Here is a 14,478-nt window from a genome sequence, read left to right on the forward strand (position 1 = left end):
CTCCGTTCCCGCTATGGGATGGAGCGTAGTGGCTATCTCTTGCAATGTCCACGGTCGCTTCGCAACCATCGTCGTAGTTGTAGCGGGTACGCACCCCGCCAAAAACGGAAGGGAGTGGTCGTGACCGACGACCTGATTGGGCCGGAAGAGCTGGCCGAGTATCTGGGCATCCCGTTGCCCAGCGTCTACGCGATGAACAGCCGAGGGACCGGCCCGCGCCGGATCAAGGTCGGCAAGCACGTCCGCTACCGGAAGGCCGACGTCGACCGCTGGCTCGACGAGCACTCGATCGAGCCGGAGGTCGTCTGACTCATGCTGACTGCGACCGTGACGGTCAACCTCGACCACGAACCTGACGACCGCGAAGACCGCCGAGCGCTCTTCCACCTGGCAGACCTGCCGGACGGTGCTCACCTGATCGTCGTCGTCGGCTCCCGGACCTTCCTCACCTACGACGCCGTGACCTGGCTCGCCCAGCATAAGGACCGGCTTCACGTCGAGATCTCCGCGACGTCGACCAAGACAGCGCGCCGTTGGTACGACGCGATCACGACCGGGGAGGTCATGTGAGTGCCCTCGAAACGCGCGGCCGTGAGGCCGGCGTCTACTTCACCGCTGCCGAGCTGATGCGGACCAAGTTCCCCGAGCCACGTTGGGCCGTGCCCGGTCTCCTGGCCGAAGGTCTGAACCTGCTCGTCGGCTCGCCCAAGCTGGGCAAGTCGTGGCTCTGTCTCGGTCTCGGCATCTCCGTCGCGACCGGGGGAGTAGCGCTCGGCAAGATCTCCGTCGAGCAAGGTGACGTGCTCTACGCCGCGCTGGAAGACCCGCCGCGACGTCTGAAGTCCCGGCTCTACAAGGTGCTCGGAGACGACGCCGCGATGCCCGACCGGCTGACCATCGTCACGTCTCTGCCGCGTGGCGAGCACATGGTCGAGATGGTCTCCGAATGGCTCGACGAGCACCCCGACGCGCGTCTCGTGATCGTCGACGTGCTCCGCAAGGTCACGCCCAGGTCGGACGGCCGGAACCTCTACGAAGCCGACTACGACTCGATGGGGTCGCTGAAGGCGCTCGCGGATCGGTACAAGGTCGCCGTCGTCGCCGTACACCACACGCGGAAGAGCATCGACGAGAGCGACGTCTTCAACGAAGTGTCCGGCTCGACCGGCCTCACCGGAGCAGCTGACGCGATCCTCATTGCCAAGCGCGCGAGGAACACGGCCGAGGCTGTCCTTCACGTCACCGGCCGCGACGTCACAGAGCAGGAGTACGGCCTCTCCTGGCGAGCCGAAGACTGCTCGTGGCACCTGCTCGACGAGCCTGCCGTCGTTGCCACGATGGGCAGCACGCGCCGGAAGATCCTCGCCTGGCTCACCGACAACGAAGGCGACACCCCGACGCAGATCTCGGAGGGGACCGGCATCCCCTTCAACACGGTGAAGAGCAACGTCCGCCGCATGGTCGACGACGACCAGCTCGACACCGACGGAGAGGGTCGCTACTTCCCGCGCGCAACCGCAACCGCTGCAACTACTGCAACCGAGCAGCCGTCCGGGTTGCAGCAGTTGCACGGGTTGCACCTGATCGAAGGGGAGAGCAACCGATGAAGATCCGCATCCTCCGCGTGCTCAGCGTCCGCGCGAACGGTCCCGGCGTCGTGGCCTTCGTCGACGACCAGCTCGTGAAGTGGAACCCGAAGCGCGGCTGGATCACCGAATGCGACTGCGAAGGCGACGAAGACACGTCCTGCCCGCACGTCGACGCGCTGCTCGACGTACTCGACCCCCGCGTGATGGGAGCCACGGCATGAAGGTACAGATCCTCCGACTCGTGAACCGTCGTCGCCGCTACAAGGCAGACGGCAAGAGCAGCACGCTCGACAAGGGATACGTGCGCGGCTTCGTCGACGGCTTCCTCGTCACCTGCACCGAGGGCAAGGGCTGGACCTGCTCCTGCCTCGACGACCAGTGCGAGCACCCCGACGCGCTCGCTGCCGTGCTGCACCCCGACGCGCTGGCGATGCTCGAAGGCGACGACGAGCCCGACCCCAAGCCGCGCGCCTCCGGCCGAAAGGTCGTGACCTGGTGATGAAGCCGTGTCTCGTCTGTGGCGAGCCGACTGAAGGCTCGCACTGTGACGACCACCTGCCTGACCCGTGGCAGCACTACCGAGGCTCGGCCCGAGAGCGTGGCTATGACGCCGCGTGGGATCGGCTCAGCAGGCGAGCGCGCAAGCTGCAGCCGTTCTGCTCCGACTGTGGCGCTACCGACCGGCTGACGGTCGACCACCTGCCGAGCGCGTGGAGGCGCAAGGCCGAGGGCAGGGCGATCAGGCTCCGCGACGTCGACGTCGTGTGCGACCCGTGCAACGTGCGCCGAGGGAGCAGCCGACCCCTCGAAGACCTGGCGGGTAGGGGTGACCGGCCGAGACAGGGACCGCGGGGGAAGGCGCGGACCCCATCACTCTCGACGTCAAGAGATCGGGAGGCTTCGTGAAGGCCGGCCCGAAGGCAGCCGTCGACGCGACTCCGCTGCCGTTCCGACCCCGAGCGACCGGCGCGGCCCGCTTCGGCAAGTTCTGCGAACGCTTCATCGTCACGCCGAAGGGCACCGGAGCGCGCTCTCCGATGCGTCTGCGGCCGTGGCAGCTCGAGCTGGTGGGATCGGTGCTCGACGCCGATCCGCGCCCGCGTACTGCCGGATGGATGATGCCGCGAGGGCAGGGCAAGAGCACGCTCGTCGCCGCGCTCGGTCTCTACGACCTGATGCTCGGAGAGGAAGGCGCTTCGGTCGTCGTCGCTGCTGTCGACGAGCGTCAGGCCGGGATCGTCTTCAAGACGGCCGCGCGCATGGTCGAGCTGTCCGAGGATCTCGCGAGCAGGGTGCAGGTCTACAAGGATCGGCTCTACGTGCCCGAGCGTGGCGCTTCCTTCGTCTGCCTCCCGGCCGAGCCGAAGCGCCTCGAAGGTCTCGACTTCACGACCGCGATCCTCGACGAGCTGGGAGTCGTCGGCCGCGACACCTACGAAGTGCTGACGCTCGCCCAGGGCAAGCGCGCACAGTCGACCTTGATCGGCATCGGCACTCCCGGCCCGAACCCCGACAACGTGCTCGCGGACCTCCGGCAGTACGCGGCCGAGAACCCCGACGACCCTTCCTTCGTCTGGCGAGAGCACTCCGCTGCCGACTTCCTCGACCACCCCGTCGACTGCGCTCACTGCTGGGAGCTGGCGAACCCCGCGCTCGACGACTTCCTTCACCGGGACGCACTACAGGCGCTCTTGCCGCCGAAGACGCGAGAGGCGACGTTCCGCCGCGCTCGCCTCTGCCAGTTCGCGGCCGACACTGACGGAGCGTTCCTCCCGGCTGGCGTCTGGGACGGTCTCTCGACGGGGGAGCGGATCCCGGACGGAGCGGAGGTCGTGCTCGCGCTCGACGGATCCTTCAGCGACGACACGACCGCGCTCCTGCTCGCCACGGTCTCGGCCGAACCTCACTTCGACCCGCTGCAGGTCTGGGAGCGACCCCAGGGTGACGAGACCTACCGCGTGCCCGTGGCCGACGTCGAGCAGGCGATCCGGGACGCCTGCCGTCGCTGGCAGGTCGTGGAGATCATCGCGGACCCGTTCCGCTGGACCCGGACCCTGCAGGCGCTGGAAGCCGAGCGCCTGCCCGTCGTCGAGTTCCCTCACTCGCCGTCACGGCTCACGGCCGCGACGACCGACCTCTACAGCGCGGCCGTGAACGGTCGCCTCACACACTCCGGAGATCCGCGCCTGGCCGCGCACGTCGCTGCCGCCGTGATCTCCGAGGACGCTCGCGGGATGCGTCTGGCGAAAGCCTCCCGATCCCGTACCGCCCGCAAGATCGACCTCGCCGCGTGCCTGGTCATGGCTCACAGCCGAGCGACGTGGAGAGCCACGCGCCGGACCCGCAAGAAGACAAGGAGTTTCCGTGGCTGACCTTCTCCACACCCTGACCGACCAGCTCGACGCGCCTCAGAGCGACTTCGCCCGCTGGGATGCCTACTACGACGGCGTGCAGCCGCTCGCCTTCCTCTCGCCCGAGGCGAAGGCCGCGCTCGGAGACCGGCTCGGCCGGATGGTCTCCAACGTGCCGCGCCTGGCCGTCACGTCGCTGGCCGAGCGCCTCCGCGTGATCGGCTTCGAAGGTGCCGACGTCTGGCCCGACTGGATCCGGAACAACCTCGACCAGCACTCCGGCACCCTGCACCGTGAGGCGCTGACGCTCGGCTCGGCCTACTGCATCGTGTGGGGAGACCGCACCGACCGGCCCGTCGCCGCCGTCGAGTCGGCCAAGCAGGTGACCGCGCTCCGCGATCCCGGCACCGGGGAGACGAGCGCCGCGCTGAAGCGCTGGTCGACCTCGACGACGACCGAGGCCGTGCTCTGGGAGCCGGACCGGGTACGGCGCTTCAGGGCACCGACGACCGGCGCGACCGCTGGCGGCTTCCAGCTCGTCGAGACGCTGCCGAACCCTCTCGGCGTCGTGCCCGTCGTGGAGTTCCGCAACGCCGACCGGCTGCTCGCCGAGGGAGTCTCCGAGATCACCGACCTGGCTCCGCTCGTCGACGCGCTCAACAAGACACTAGCCGACATGCTCGTCACGTCGGAGTACGCGGCTCGGCCGCGCCGATGGGCAACGGGGATCGAGCTGGAAGAGGACGAGACCGGGGAGGCCGTGAACCCGATCCCGGAGGGCAACCGAGCCATGATCTCGGAGAACCCCGATGCGAAGTTCGGTCAGCTCGACGCCGCCGACATGGCCGCGTACCGGGATGCCGTGAGCGTGCTCGTCTCGCAGATCATGGCCGTGTCCGCGCTGCCCGCGCACTATCTCGGCGCGCTGACCGACCAGCCCGCGAGCGCCGACGCTCTGCGAGCCTCCGAGGCCGCTCTCACGGCCCGCGCCGAGGCTCGACAGCAGACCTTCGGCCGGAGCTGGGAGCAGGTCGCTCGGCTGCTCGTCGCCGTCCGCACCCGTGGGCAGATGCCCGCCGAGATCCGCGTCCAGTGGAACGACCCGAGCACGCGCTCCGTCGCCCAGGAGGCCGACGCCGTGGTGAAGCTCTTCGCCTCCGGTCTCCTGCCCGCTTCCTACGCGCTGAAGCGGCTCGGCTACGCCGACGACGAGATCTCCGAGATCCGCACGGCACGCCGCGCCGAAGCGCTCGACAGCGCCGGAGTGAACCTGACGCAGCTCCTGCCGAGGGAGTCGGCGTGACCTATCAGGAAGAGACGCAGACGCTGACGGAGCAGGCGAGCGCCCAGGTGCTCGCCGCCCTGTCGGCCTACGCGGCCGGGACGCTCACCTATGAGGCCGTGGCGGCTGTCGTCGCGGCCTACGTGGCAGCGGGCAACTCTGCAGGCGCAGCGCTCGGAGACGTCGCTCTCGCTGCCGCTGTCACCCTGCAGACCGGGCAGCCTGCCGCGCCGCTCGGCATCACCCGGCCGGCCGACGAAGACCAGCGTCTGACGAAGGCCGCGAAGACGATCCTCGACGACCTCGACGCGAAGCGCGACGAAGACGCCGAGGCCGCGCTCAGCGAGGCACAGAAGCGCTTCCAGCGTCTCGTTGAGGCCGAGATCCGGAAGGCCGTCGCGGACGCCTACAGCGAGGCGATCAAGGAATCCGAGAGCGTCACCGGATGGATACGCGCGCTCGAGCCGGACGCGTGCGAGCTGTGTACGTGGTGGTGGCGCAACGGCCGCGTCTGGCCCGCCGATCACGACATGCCGAGACACACCGGCTGTGACTGCGGACAGCTCGTCGTCACCACAACCGAACCGATCAAGCCCGTGAGAGTCCACTAGGAGGGACCATGACCGACCAGACCAGCGAGACCACCGAGACCGACGTCGAGCAGGATGCAACCGCAACCCCTGCAACCGATGTAACCGAGGCCGAGTCGACCGCCGAGGAAGGCCGGAAGGGCAACCCCGAGGCCGCGAAGTGGCGGACCAAGTTCCGCGACGCCGAGGCCCAGGTCACCGCTCTGTCGCAGCGGGTAACCGACCTGCAGCGCGCCGAGATCGTGCGGCAGGCGACCGGAGCAGGTCTCCTGATCGACGGAGACGACGTGTTCCGAGACCGGCAGCTCGCGGACCTGCTCGACGACGACGGCAACGTCGACGCGGATCTCGTCGCGGAGGCCGTCGCGGCCGTCCGGGAGAGCAAGCCGCATCTCGGCAAGCCGTACCTCGACGGAGACGTCGGCATCGGCACGAAGGCAGCGAGCAAGCCGCTGTCGTGGGCCGACGTGATCGGCGGCTGAACCTGAAGTCAGGTTGAGGTATCCTGAAGGGGAGGTCGTGCCACAGGTGGCCGGCCTCCCCTCCGGCTTGAGTCGGATCCGCTAGAGCGCTGGCGCTCGCGGGATCTCCCTTCCGACTCAACCCCAGGAGTACCCGTGGCTCTCACCACTTCCACCGCTTCCGAGATCACCCCGGAGCAGATCGGCGCGCTGGTCGTCCAGCCCGTCATGAACGGCTCGGTTGCCGCCCAGGTCGGCACCGTCGTCAACATCTCGTCCACCGACTACCGCGTGCCGCTCGTCACCGCCGACCCCGCTGCCGCGTGGGTTGCCGAGGCCGGGACGATCAACGCGTCCGACGCGACCTTCGACGAGCTGGTCGTCACCCCGAGCAAGGTGGCCGGTCTCTCGATCATCTCCCGCGAGCTGGCCGACGACTCTTCGCCGTCCGCTCAGCAGGTCGTCGGAGACGGTCTCGCCCGCGACATCGCGCGCAAGATCGACGCCGCGTTCTTCGACGCCGACGGCGTGACCACGAACGGCCCGAGCGGAATCGAGTCCGTGGCTGCCGACATGGCCGTCGCCAACTACGCCGCGAGCGGACCGGCGAACCTCGACTGGGCAGCCGAGGCGCTGTCCGACTCCGAGCAGGCTGGCGGCTCGCTGTCGTACTTCGTCACCGACCCCGCCACGGCGCTGACCATCGCGAAGATCAAGGCCGCGACCGGCAGCAACGAGCCGCTGCTCTCCGACCGCGGCCGGAGCGTGCTCGGCGTGCCGCTGCTCGTCAGCTCCGCCGTCACCGCTGGCACGATCTACGGGATCGACAGCCGCTTCGTGCAGATCGTCGTCCGCGACAACACGCGGCTGGAGGTCGACCGGAGCGCGTACTTCGCGACCGATCAGGTCGGCGTGAAGGCGACCATGCGTGTCGGCTTCGCGTTCACGCACCCCGGCGCGCTGGTCAAGATCACCGCGAGCGCCTGATGATGCCCGCCGCCTCCGACGTGGCGGCATTCCTTGGCCGGGGTGACGACAGCACCGTCGTCGCCCTGGCCGGGGAGCACCTGCCCGTCGTCGTGGAGATGGTCCGCGCCTACGTCCGAGGCCGTGGCTTCGACGAGCTGGGAGAACCCGGAGACGACCTCGCGGCCGTCATCGTCTCGTCGTGTGCTCGCCTGGTCTCCAACCCCGAGCACGCGACCTACCAGCAGCTCGGCACGTTCTCGATCCGTCAGGGCATCTTCAACGGCTGGACCCTGCCCGAGCTCGCGATCCTTCACCGCTACCGGAAGCGGGCACTCTGATGCGTCCGAACCTCGCCGTACTCCGCTCCGCTATCGGCCCGATGCTGACGGAGCAGGGCACCGTCAAGCGTCAGACCGGCCAGTACGAGCAGGATCCGGACACCGGACTCGAAGAGCCGATCTACGCGACGACCTACACCGGGCCGATGCTCGTCCGGCCGGAGGATCGGTCAATGAGGGTCGCTGACATCGGGGGGTCGTCGTACACCGTGCTCCGCTTCGACGTGACCCTTCCGGCCGACGCCGACGCACTGGTCGGAGACCGGCTCACGGTCACGAGCTGCCCCGGAGACCCGACACTCGTCGGAGAGACGCTGAGGCTGATCGACGTCCCCCGAGACGCGTGGCAGGTCGCCCGGTTCGCCGTGGCCGAGCGGATCTAACGATCTAACACCCGTCTAACGAGACAACGAAAAACGTCCCGCAACGTTGCAAACCGTTGCGGGACGTTTTCGCAGGTGAGAGGCCGTTTCCTACCTATCGCAGCAGGTCAGCGCCCTGCCATTTTCAGATGTCGTAGTACAGCTCGAACTCGTGCGGGTGGGGCCGCAGCTGCACGGGCAGGATCTCGTTCTCACGCTTCCACTGGATCCAGGTCTCGATCAGGTCCGAGGTGAAGACGTCGCCCACGGTGAGGAAGTCGTGGTCGGCCTCGAGCCGGTCCAGCACCGCGCTGAGCGAGGTGGGGACCTGGTCGATCTCGGCCATCTCGTCCGGCGGGAGCTCGTAGATGTCCTTGTCGATCGGCGCGGGCGGCTCGATCTTGTTCTTGATGCCGTCGATGCCGGCGAGCAGCAGCGCGGAGAAGGCGAGGTACGGGTTCGACGACGGGTCGGGGAACCGGGTCTCGATGCGCTTGGCCTTCGCGTTGGAGCCGGTGATCGGGATCCGGACGGCGGCCGAGCGGTTCCGCGAGGAGTAGACCAGCGAGATCGGGGCCTCGAAGCCGGGCACCAGGCGGTGGTAGGAGTTCACCGTCGGGTTGGTGAAGGCCAGCAGCGACGAGGCGTGCTTGAGGATGCCGCCGACGTACCAGCGGGCGACGTCGGAGAGGCCGCCGTAGCCGGACTCGTCGTAGAACAGCGGCTCGCCGTTGTTCCAGATCGACTGGTGCACGTGCATGCCCGAGCCGTTGTCGCCGAAGACCGGCTTCGGCATGAAGGTGACGGTCTTGCCGGCCTGCCAGGCGGTGTTGCGGATGATGTACTTGAACTTCATGACATCGTCCGCGGCCTTGAGCAGCGTGTCGAACTTGTAGTTGATCTCCGCCTGACCGGCGGTGCCGACCTCGTGGTGGGCGCGCTCGACGAGCAGCCCGCCGTTCTCGAGGTTCTTGACCATCACGTCGCGCAGGTCGGCGAAGTGGTCGGTGGGGGAGACGGGGAAGTAGCCGCCCTTGTACTTCACCTTGTAGCCGCGGTTGTCGTTCTCGAACGAGTCGCCGGTGTTCCAGGCGCCGGCGTAGGAGTTGACCTCGTAGAAGCCGGTGTTCTGCGCCGTGCCGAAGCGGACGTTGTCGAAGATGAAGAACTCGGCCTCGGGCGCGAAGAACGCGGTGTCACCGATGCCGGTGGTGGACAGGTACGCCAGCGCCTTGCGCGCGATGTTGCGCGGGTCCCGCGAGTAGGCCTCGCCCGTGATCGGGTCGTGCACGAAGTACATCAGCGCGAGGGTCTTCGCGGTGCGGAACGGGTCGATGTACGCCGTCGTGACGTCGGGGTGCAGCGCCATGTCGGACTCGTGGATGGTCTGGAAGCCGCGGATGGACGAACCATCGAACGCCATCGGCTCCAGGTTGAACGTCGAGACCGGCACCGTGAAGTGCTGCATGATGCCGGGCAGGTCGACGAAACGGATGTCGACGAACTCGACGCCCTCGTCCTTGATGAACTTGAGCAGCTCATCATCGGTGCTGAACATGCATCCTCCTTGGCTGCTGACCTGTGTCACGACAGCCCGCTGAGTGGTAGAGCGTGGAACGGCAGCGACGGTGCTGCGACTCGTGCCTGCACGGTAGCCGGGGGCAGTTGCGCGACCGTGTCGGAAGTGTTTCCGTCATGTAACAGGTTGCCCGTGATGGGTGTCCAACTGAGCCCTGTCTAGGGTTGCGGCCGTGATCGAACCGAGCTTCCCGACCGCCTCCTGGGCGCGCCGATTCCTCGCCCTGTTGGTGGACTGGCTGGCCTCGTCGCTGGTCGTCGCCTTCGTCGTCGGCCCACAGGTGCTGCCGCTGGTCGGCGGCTTCCTCGCCGACCAGCCCGACGCGACCGGATCGTGGTGGGTGCTCGCGGTGTACGTCGTGGAGTCCACCGTGCTCACCGCGACGGTCGGCGGCTCGTTCGGCAAGCTGGCCACGCGGCTGCGCACGGTCCGCGTGGACGGCAGCGGCAGACCGCTGGACCTGCTGCGGTCCCTGGCCCGTCAGGTCCTCGTGATCGCGGTCGTCCCGCCGCTCGTCTTCAAGCCCGATGGCCGCGGACTGCACGACCTCGCCGCCGGCACGGCTACCGTGACACTGGAGACCTACCGAGCGCGGCAGGCGCCGCGGTAGACCGGTAGCCGAGGAGGAAGCCATGCCAGGTCGTCGGAGCACCACCCGCGCGCTGGCGGCCGGTGCCGCCGTACTCACGCTGACGCTGGCCGGCTGTGGCGGCGACGACGAGCCGGAGCCGGCTTCCGCCTCCGCGAGCACCGATGCCACCCAGGACGCCACCCAGGACGCCACCGAGGCGACCGCGCCTGCCGAGACGACGGCCAGCGGCGACACCCGGGTCGGGAACGTCCTCGCCGACGCCCTCGAGAAGGGCCGGACCGCCCACGTCACGATGACGATGGGCGAGCAGATGAGGGCCGAGGGCGACATGGACCTGTCGTCGGGTTCGCCCGCGATGGACATCACGATGACGATGTCGGGCCAGGAGGCCCGGATGATCATGGTCGACGACGTGCTCTACGTGCGGATGGGCACCCACGGCGACAAGTTCATGAGGAGCGACGCCGCACAGGCCGGCCAGATGACCGGGTTCGATCCGTCCCGGATGGTCGACCAGCTCCGTGCGCTGGAGGGCGGCGAGGATCTCGGCGACGGGCACTACCGCTACCGCCAGCAGGAGGCCACCGTCGACGTGTTCGTCGGCGACGACGGTCTGATCGAGCGGATGCTGCTCGACTCCGGTGGTGCCGAGGTCGAGATGACCTACACCGACTGGGGCAAGGACGTCGACATCGAGGCTCCGGCCAGGGAGGACACCATCGAGATGCCGAACGGGCAGCCCCTGCGCTGAGCTCCGGCGGCTGACAAGCTGGTCAATCTGTCACAACTTCGTGCCGGTAGTTGACGACAACGTGCCTCAACCTGCCTGATGCGCCGCTACGGTGGCCCTGCACACCGTTGGACCCCATGTCTGGACCACGTCGCAGGAGGCAACCGATGAAGGCCCACCGCACCCGGCTCGCTACCGCCGCCGTCTGCCTGTTGGCACTGGCGGGCTGCAGCGACGACGCTGACAAGGAGCCCGCGGACACGAGCGCATCCCGGAGCCCGAGCCCCGCCGCGCAGACGCTGGACGGACTGCTCGAGAAGAGCCTCGCCCTGGGAGGCGCCCACGTGGAGATGGCACTGCCGGCCACCAAGGGCACCGGGTCCGGTGAGGTGGACTTCAGCTCGGATGCGCCGGAGGTCGACCTGACCATCAAGGAGCCCAGGCAGCCCCGGGCCCGCCTGATCGTGGCCGACGGCGCCATGTACGCGCACCAGAAGAACCAGAACGACGACAAGTTCACGATGCTCGACGAGGAATCGTTCGACCTCAGTGTCTACGGGCTCGATCCGAGCGAGATCCTGGAGGAGGTCAAGACGTTCAAGGACGGCAAGGACCTGGGCGGCGGCCACTTCCGGTTCGCCGAGGACGACCGAGCCGTCGACTTCTATCTCGGCCCCGACCAGCTGCTGCAGCGGATGTCCCTGACGGGCTGGCTGCCCAGGGTCGAGGTGACCTGGACCGACTGGGGCAAGGACGTCGACATCCAGGCCCCGCCGGCCGCGCGCATCATGGCGACGCCGAGCGCGAGTCCGTCGGCCTGACGGCGGCCGGCTGTTGCTGGTGCTGGTGCTGGTGCTGGCCGACGTACGCCGAGCGACGCTCAGCGGCCGCGCAGGTTCCCGCGCATGCCCTTCATCGAGGTCGGCACGGGGCCCTTCGGCATCGGGACCTTGCCGGTCACGGCGTCGAGCGCCTTGAGCCGGTTGAGGATGTCGGTCATCTGGGCCGGCTTGACCTGGCGTCCGAGCTTGGTGACGGTGCGCACCAGCTTGCCCAGCGGGACCTGACCCTCGGCGTTGCCGCACTGCACCTCGTGCACGGGGGCGTCGGTGACGACGCGCTCGTGCTTGCGCCGCTCGCTCGCCAGCAGCGCCTTGACGCGGGAGGGGTTGCCCTCGCCGACCAGCACGATGCCGGGCGGGCCCACGACGCGGTGGACGACGTCCTGCTGCTTGTTGAACGCCACGACCGGCTCGAGCTTCCAGCCCCGGCGCAGCATGCCGAGGGCCGCGGCGGCGGCGCCGGGCTGTCCGTCCATGCGCTGGTACGCCGCACGCTGGGCGCGGCGGCCGAAGAGGATCATCGCCGCCAGCGCGCCGAGGAGCAGCGCGCCGACGACCGACATGACCCAGCCGAGGATGCCGGAGCCCGGCAGGATCCAGAACAGGCCGAAGCCGATGGCCGCGCCGAGGACGAACGCGCCCAGCACCCACAGCCCGACCGTCGGGTCGGCCTGCTTGGTCATCCGGTAGGTCTCGGCGAACTGCTGGCGCCGGCTCATGCTGCTCGGGTCGAGCTGGGACATGCGGTGAGTCCTTCTTCGAACGTCGAACGGTGGGCGGGGAGTCAGGCCAGCGGCACGGCGTGCGCGGCGCCGCGGCTCTCGACGGCCTGACGGTACAGGCGACCGGCGCGGTACGACGAACGCACGAGCGGGCCGGACAGCACGCCGGAGAAGCCGATCTCCTCGGCCTCGGCCGCGAGCTCGACGAACTCCTCCGGCTTCACCCAGCGCTCCACCGGGTGGTGCCGGACGCTGGGGCGCAGGTACTGCGTGATCGTGACCAGCTCGCACCCGGCCTCGTGCAGGTCGCGCAGCGCCTGGGAGACCTCCTCGCGGGTCTCGCCCATGCCGAGGATCAGGTTGGACTTGGTCACCAGGCCGAACGCGCGGGCCTGGGTCAGCACGTCCAGCGACCGCTCGTAGCGGAACGCCGGGCGGATCCGCTTGAAGATCCGCGGCACCGTCTCGACGTTGTGCGCGAGCACCTCGGGCCGGGACTCGAAGACCTCCTGGAGCAGCTCCGGGCGGCCGTTGAAGTCGGGGATGAGGTTCTCCACGCCCGTGCCGGGGTTGAGCTCGTGGATCGCGCGCACGGTCTCGGCGTACAGCCAGGCGCCGCCGTCGGGCAGGTCGTCGCGGGCGACGCCGGTGATGGTGGCGTAGCGCAGGCCCATCGTCTGGACCGACTCCGCGACCCGGCGCGGCTCGTCGCGGTCCAGCGGCTGCGGCTTGCCGGTGTCGATCTGGCAGAAGTCGCAGCGGCGGGTGCACTGGTCGCCGCCGATGAGGAACGTCGCCTCCCGGTCCTCCCAGCACTCGAAGATGTTGGGACAGCCGGCCTCCTGGCACACGGTGTGGAGTCCCTCGGACTTCACGAGGCTCTGGAGGTGCTTGTACTCGGGACCCATCTTGGCGCGGGTCTTGATCCACTCCGGCTTCCGCTCGATCGGGGTCTCCGAGTTGCGGACCTCCAGTCGGAGGAGCTTGCGGCCTTCAGGTGCGGGCGCGGTCGTCACCCGTCCAGGGTACGCCGGGGCAGGTCGCCGCCCCGATTCGGGCCGGGCGTCAGACCGTGGGTGTGAGCAGCTCGATGCGCGGCCCGCGGGGCGGCTCGGGCTTGGGGTCGTAGTCGGGGGTCGCGTCGTACGGCTCCCAGGCGAGGTACGCCGCGAGCTGGTCGGTCAGCACCGGCAGAACCTCGGCGACGGGGACGTCGCGGCCGGTCTCCACGCTCAGCGTGGTGACGCCCGCGTCGGAGATGCCGCACGGGACGAACCGGTCGTACCAGTCCAGCGACACGTCGCAGTTGAGCGCGATGCCGTGCATCGTCACGCCCTTGCTGACCCGCAGGCCGATGGCGCCGACCTTGCGCTCGGGGCCGCGCGCGTCCTCCTTGAGCCAGACGCCGCTGCGGCCCGGCACCCGCGCGGTCGTGACGCCGTAGGCGGCGCAGGTGCGGATCATCGCCTCCTCGAGCCGGCGCACGAAGTCGACGACCTTGACGTGCTCGGGCAGCCGCACGATCGGGTAGGCGACCAGCTGGCCGGGGCCGTGGAAGGTGATCTTGCCGCCGCGGTCCACGTCGACGACGGGCGCGCCGGCGGTGTCGACCGGCCGCTCGTGCGGGTCGGTGCGCTTGCCGGCGGTGTAGACCGGCGGGTGCTCGAGGAGCAGCACGGTGTCGGGCCGGGTGCGGGCCACCACCTCGGCATGGACCTGCTTCTGCAGCTCCCATGCCTCGAGGTAGTCGATGCTGCCGAGGCTCTCGAACCGCAGGTCGCTCACGGATTCGAGGGTACTCCCGCCTGTGGACGAGCCCGGCGGCGACGGCCGCTCCCGGCGCACGATGGGGCGGTGCGCCCCTTCCATCTGCTGCTCGTCTCGACCGGCCTGACCGGCGTCGTCGTGCTGGGTGCGCTGGTGGTCACGGAGCCGTCCGGTGCGCCGGACGCCGCCCCCTCGACTGCCCAGGCGAACGGTCCGGTCACGGCCCCGGACCGGGCGGCCGCCTCGGCCGCACGGGTGCTGCGCACGTGGGACCGGGCCCGCGCCGCCGCCTGGGCGGCCGGCG

At 69.1% G+C, this 14,478-nt stretch carries 20 protein-coding genes; 16 read left to right on the forward strand and 4 right to left on the reverse strand.

The window, feature by feature from the left end; all coding sequences use genetic code 11:
* Positions 1-120: 120 nt before the first annotated feature.
* The 12 genes from VGE38_RS03540 to VGE38_RS03595 all read left to right on the forward strand — a co-directional run bounded on the left by VGE38_RS03540 (position 121) and on the right by VGE38_RS03595 (position 7,963).
* Positions 121-309, forward strand: a complete 189-nt coding sequence (locus VGE38_RS03540; RefSeq protein ID WP_331141158.1) for a helix-turn-helix transcriptional regulator — start codon at positions 121-123, stop codon at positions 307-309.
* Between the two features lie 3 nt (positions 310-312).
* Positions 313-570 (forward strand): hypothetical protein, encoded by a 258-nt coding sequence (locus VGE38_RS03545; protein ID WP_331141159.1) that lies wholly within the window; start codon positions 313-315, stop codon positions 568-570.
* Positions 567-1,607, forward strand: a complete 1,041-nt coding sequence (locus tag VGE38_RS03550; protein ID WP_331141160.1) for an AAA family ATPase — start codon at positions 567-569, stop codon at positions 1,605-1,607. Before VGE38_RS03545 ends, VGE38_RS03550 begins: the two co-directional genes overlap by 4 nt.
* Positions 1,604-1,810 carry a hypothetical protein gene (locus VGE38_RS03555; protein ID WP_331141161.1) on the forward strand — a complete coding sequence of 69 codons (207 nt, stop codon included), beginning with the start codon at positions 1,604-1,606 and terminating at the stop codon, positions 1,808-1,810. Before VGE38_RS03550 ends, VGE38_RS03555 begins: the two co-directional genes overlap by 4 nt.
* Positions 1,807-2,088: a hypothetical protein gene (locus tag VGE38_RS03560; RefSeq protein WP_331141162.1), complete on the forward strand. Its 282-nt coding sequence runs from the start codon at positions 1,807-1,809 to the stop codon at positions 2,086-2,088. Before VGE38_RS03555 ends, VGE38_RS03560 begins: the two co-directional genes overlap by 4 nt.
* A gap of 403 nt (positions 2,089-2,491) precedes the next feature.
* Entirely contained in the window at positions 2,492-3,961 is a 1,470-nt protein-coding gene (locus VGE38_RS03565) for a terminase large subunit domain-containing protein (protein WP_331141163.1), read from the forward strand.
* Positions 3,954-5,243: a phage portal protein gene (locus tag VGE38_RS03570; RefSeq protein ID WP_331141164.1), complete on the forward strand. Its 1,290-nt coding sequence runs from the start codon at positions 3,954-3,956 to the stop codon at positions 5,241-5,243. The genes VGE38_RS03565 and VGE38_RS03570 overlap by 8 nt, the downstream gene beginning before the upstream one ends.
* Entirely contained in the window at positions 5,240-5,833 is a 594-nt protein-coding gene (locus VGE38_RS03575) for a hypothetical protein (protein WP_331141165.1), read from the forward strand. Before VGE38_RS03570 ends, VGE38_RS03575 begins: the two co-directional genes overlap by 4 nt.
* A gap of 8 nt (positions 5,834-5,841) precedes the next feature.
* A complete protein-coding gene (locus VGE38_RS03580; RefSeq protein ID WP_331141166.1) occupies positions 5,842-6,294 on the forward strand; it encodes a hypothetical protein in 453 nt (150 codons plus the stop codon).
* A gap of 135 nt (positions 6,295-6,429) precedes the next feature.
* Positions 6,430-7,260: a phage major capsid protein gene (locus VGE38_RS03585; RefSeq protein WP_331141167.1), complete on the forward strand. Its 831-nt coding sequence runs from the start codon at positions 6,430-6,432 to the stop codon at positions 7,258-7,260.
* Positions 7,260-7,580 (forward strand): hypothetical protein, encoded by a 321-nt coding sequence (locus VGE38_RS03590; RefSeq protein ID WP_331141168.1) that lies wholly within the window; start codon positions 7,260-7,262, stop codon positions 7,578-7,580. The genes VGE38_RS03585 and VGE38_RS03590 overlap by 1 nt, the downstream gene beginning before the upstream one ends.
* Positions 7,580-7,963, forward strand: coding sequence for a DUF6093 family protein (locus tag VGE38_RS03595; protein ID WP_331141169.1), 384 nt, complete (start codon positions 7,580-7,582; stop codon positions 7,961-7,963). The genes VGE38_RS03590 and VGE38_RS03595 overlap by 1 nt, the downstream gene beginning before the upstream one ends.
* Positions 7,964-8,087: 124 nt before the next feature.
* Here VGE38_RS03595 and glnA read toward each other — a convergent pair whose 3' ends face one another.
* Positions 8,088-9,500 carry a type I glutamate--ammonia ligase gene (glnA, locus tag VGE38_RS03600; protein ID WP_331141170.1) on the reverse strand — a complete coding sequence of 471 codons (1,413 nt, stop codon included), beginning with the start codon at positions 9,498-9,500 and terminating at the stop codon, positions 8,088-8,090.
* Positions 9,501-9,693: 193 nt separating this feature from the next.
* Here glnA and VGE38_RS03605 point away from each other — a divergent pair, with 193 nt between their 5' ends.
* The 3 genes from VGE38_RS03605 to VGE38_RS03615 all read left to right on the forward strand — a co-directional run bounded on the left by VGE38_RS03605 (position 9,694) and on the right by VGE38_RS03615 (position 11,664).
* Positions 9,694-10,131 (forward strand): RDD family protein, encoded by a 438-nt coding sequence (locus VGE38_RS03605; protein ID WP_331141171.1) that lies wholly within the window; start codon positions 9,694-9,696, stop codon positions 10,129-10,131.
* Between the two features lie 22 nt (positions 10,132-10,153).
* Complete coding sequence (locus VGE38_RS03610; RefSeq protein ID WP_331141172.1) at positions 10,154-10,864, forward strand: hypothetical protein; 711 nt, start codon at positions 10,154-10,156, stop codon at positions 10,862-10,864.
* A gap of 146 nt (positions 10,865-11,010) precedes the next feature.
* Complete coding sequence (locus VGE38_RS03615) at positions 11,011-11,664, forward strand: hypothetical protein (protein WP_331141173.1); 654 nt, start codon at positions 11,011-11,013, stop codon at positions 11,662-11,664.
* Between the two features lie 59 nt (positions 11,665-11,723).
* On the opposite strand, the gene VGE38_RS03620 is transcribed toward VGE38_RS03615, so the two are convergent.
* The 3 genes from VGE38_RS03620 to lipB are packed head-to-tail and all read right to left on the reverse strand — an operon-like array spanning position 11,724 to position 14,192.
* Positions 11,724-12,428 (reverse strand): DUF4191 domain-containing protein, encoded by a 705-nt coding sequence (locus VGE38_RS03620; protein WP_331141174.1) that lies wholly within the window; start codon positions 12,426-12,428, stop codon positions 11,724-11,726.
* 41 nt (positions 12,429-12,469) lie between these two features.
* The gene (lipA, locus tag VGE38_RS03625) at positions 12,470-13,423 is read right to left on the reverse strand and encodes a lipoyl synthase (protein WP_331141175.1); all 954 of its coding nucleotides are present in this window, start codon (positions 13,421-13,423) and stop codon (positions 12,470-12,472) included.
* Between the two features lie 49 nt (positions 13,424-13,472).
* Positions 13,473-14,192 carry a lipoyl(octanoyl) transferase LipB gene (gene lipB / locus VGE38_RS03630; protein ID WP_331141176.1) on the reverse strand — a complete coding sequence of 240 codons (720 nt, stop codon included), beginning with the start codon at positions 14,190-14,192 and terminating at the stop codon, positions 13,473-13,475.
* Positions 14,193-14,261: 69 nt separating this feature from the next.
* Here lipB and VGE38_RS03635 point away from each other — a divergent pair.
* Positions 14,262-14,478: hypothetical protein (locus VGE38_RS03635; RefSeq protein ID WP_331141177.1), on the forward strand; the 217-nt coding region annotated here is incomplete at its 3' end.

The sequence above is a fragment of the Nocardioides sp. genome (genome assembly GCF_036405735.1).
In the GTDB taxonomy this organism is placed as follows: domain Bacteria; phylum Actinomycetota; class Actinomycetes; order Propionibacteriales; family Nocardioidaceae; genus Nocardioides.

What these genes read in the sequence shown, in the direction of transcription:
- VGE38_RS03545 (WP_331141159.1), top strand. Translation starts at nt 313, where the DNA reads ATGCTGACTGCGACCGTGACGGTCAACCTCGACCACGAACCTGACGAC.
- VGE38_RS03555 (WP_331141161.1), top strand. Translation starts at nt 1,604, where the DNA reads ATGAAGATCCGCATCCTCCGCGTGCTCAGCGTCCGCGCGAACGGTCCC.
- VGE38_RS03560 (WP_331141162.1), top strand. Translation starts at nt 1,807, where the DNA reads ATGAAGGTACAGATCCTCCGACTCGTGAACCGTCGTCGCCGCTACAAG.
- VGE38_RS03580 (WP_331141166.1), top strand. Translation starts at nt 5,842, where the DNA reads ATGACCGACCAGACCAGCGAGACCACCGAGACCGACGTCGAGCAGGAT.
- VGE38_RS03590 (WP_331141168.1), top strand. Translation starts at nt 7,260, where the DNA reads ATGATGCCCGCCGCCTCCGACGTGGCGGCATTCCTTGGCCGGGGTGAC.
- VGE38_RS03595 (WP_331141169.1), top strand. Translation starts at nt 7,580, where the DNA reads ATGCGTCCGAACCTCGCCGTACTCCGCTCCGCTATCGGCCCGATGCTG.
- glnA (WP_331141170.1), bottom strand. Translation starts at nt 9,500, where the DNA reads ATGTTCAGCACCGATGATGAGCTGCTCAAGTTCATCAAGGACGAGGGC.
- VGE38_RS03610 (WP_331141172.1), top strand. Translation starts at nt 10,154, where the DNA reads ATGCCAGGTCGTCGGAGCACCACCCGCGCGCTGGCGGCCGGTGCCGCC.
- VGE38_RS03615 (WP_331141173.1), top strand. Translation starts at nt 11,011, where the DNA reads ATGAAGGCCCACCGCACCCGGCTCGCTACCGCCGCCGTCTGCCTGTTG.
- VGE38_RS03620 (WP_331141174.1), bottom strand. Translation starts at nt 12,428, where the DNA reads ATGTCCCAGCTCGACCCGAGCAGCATGAGCCGGCGCCAGCAGTTCGCC.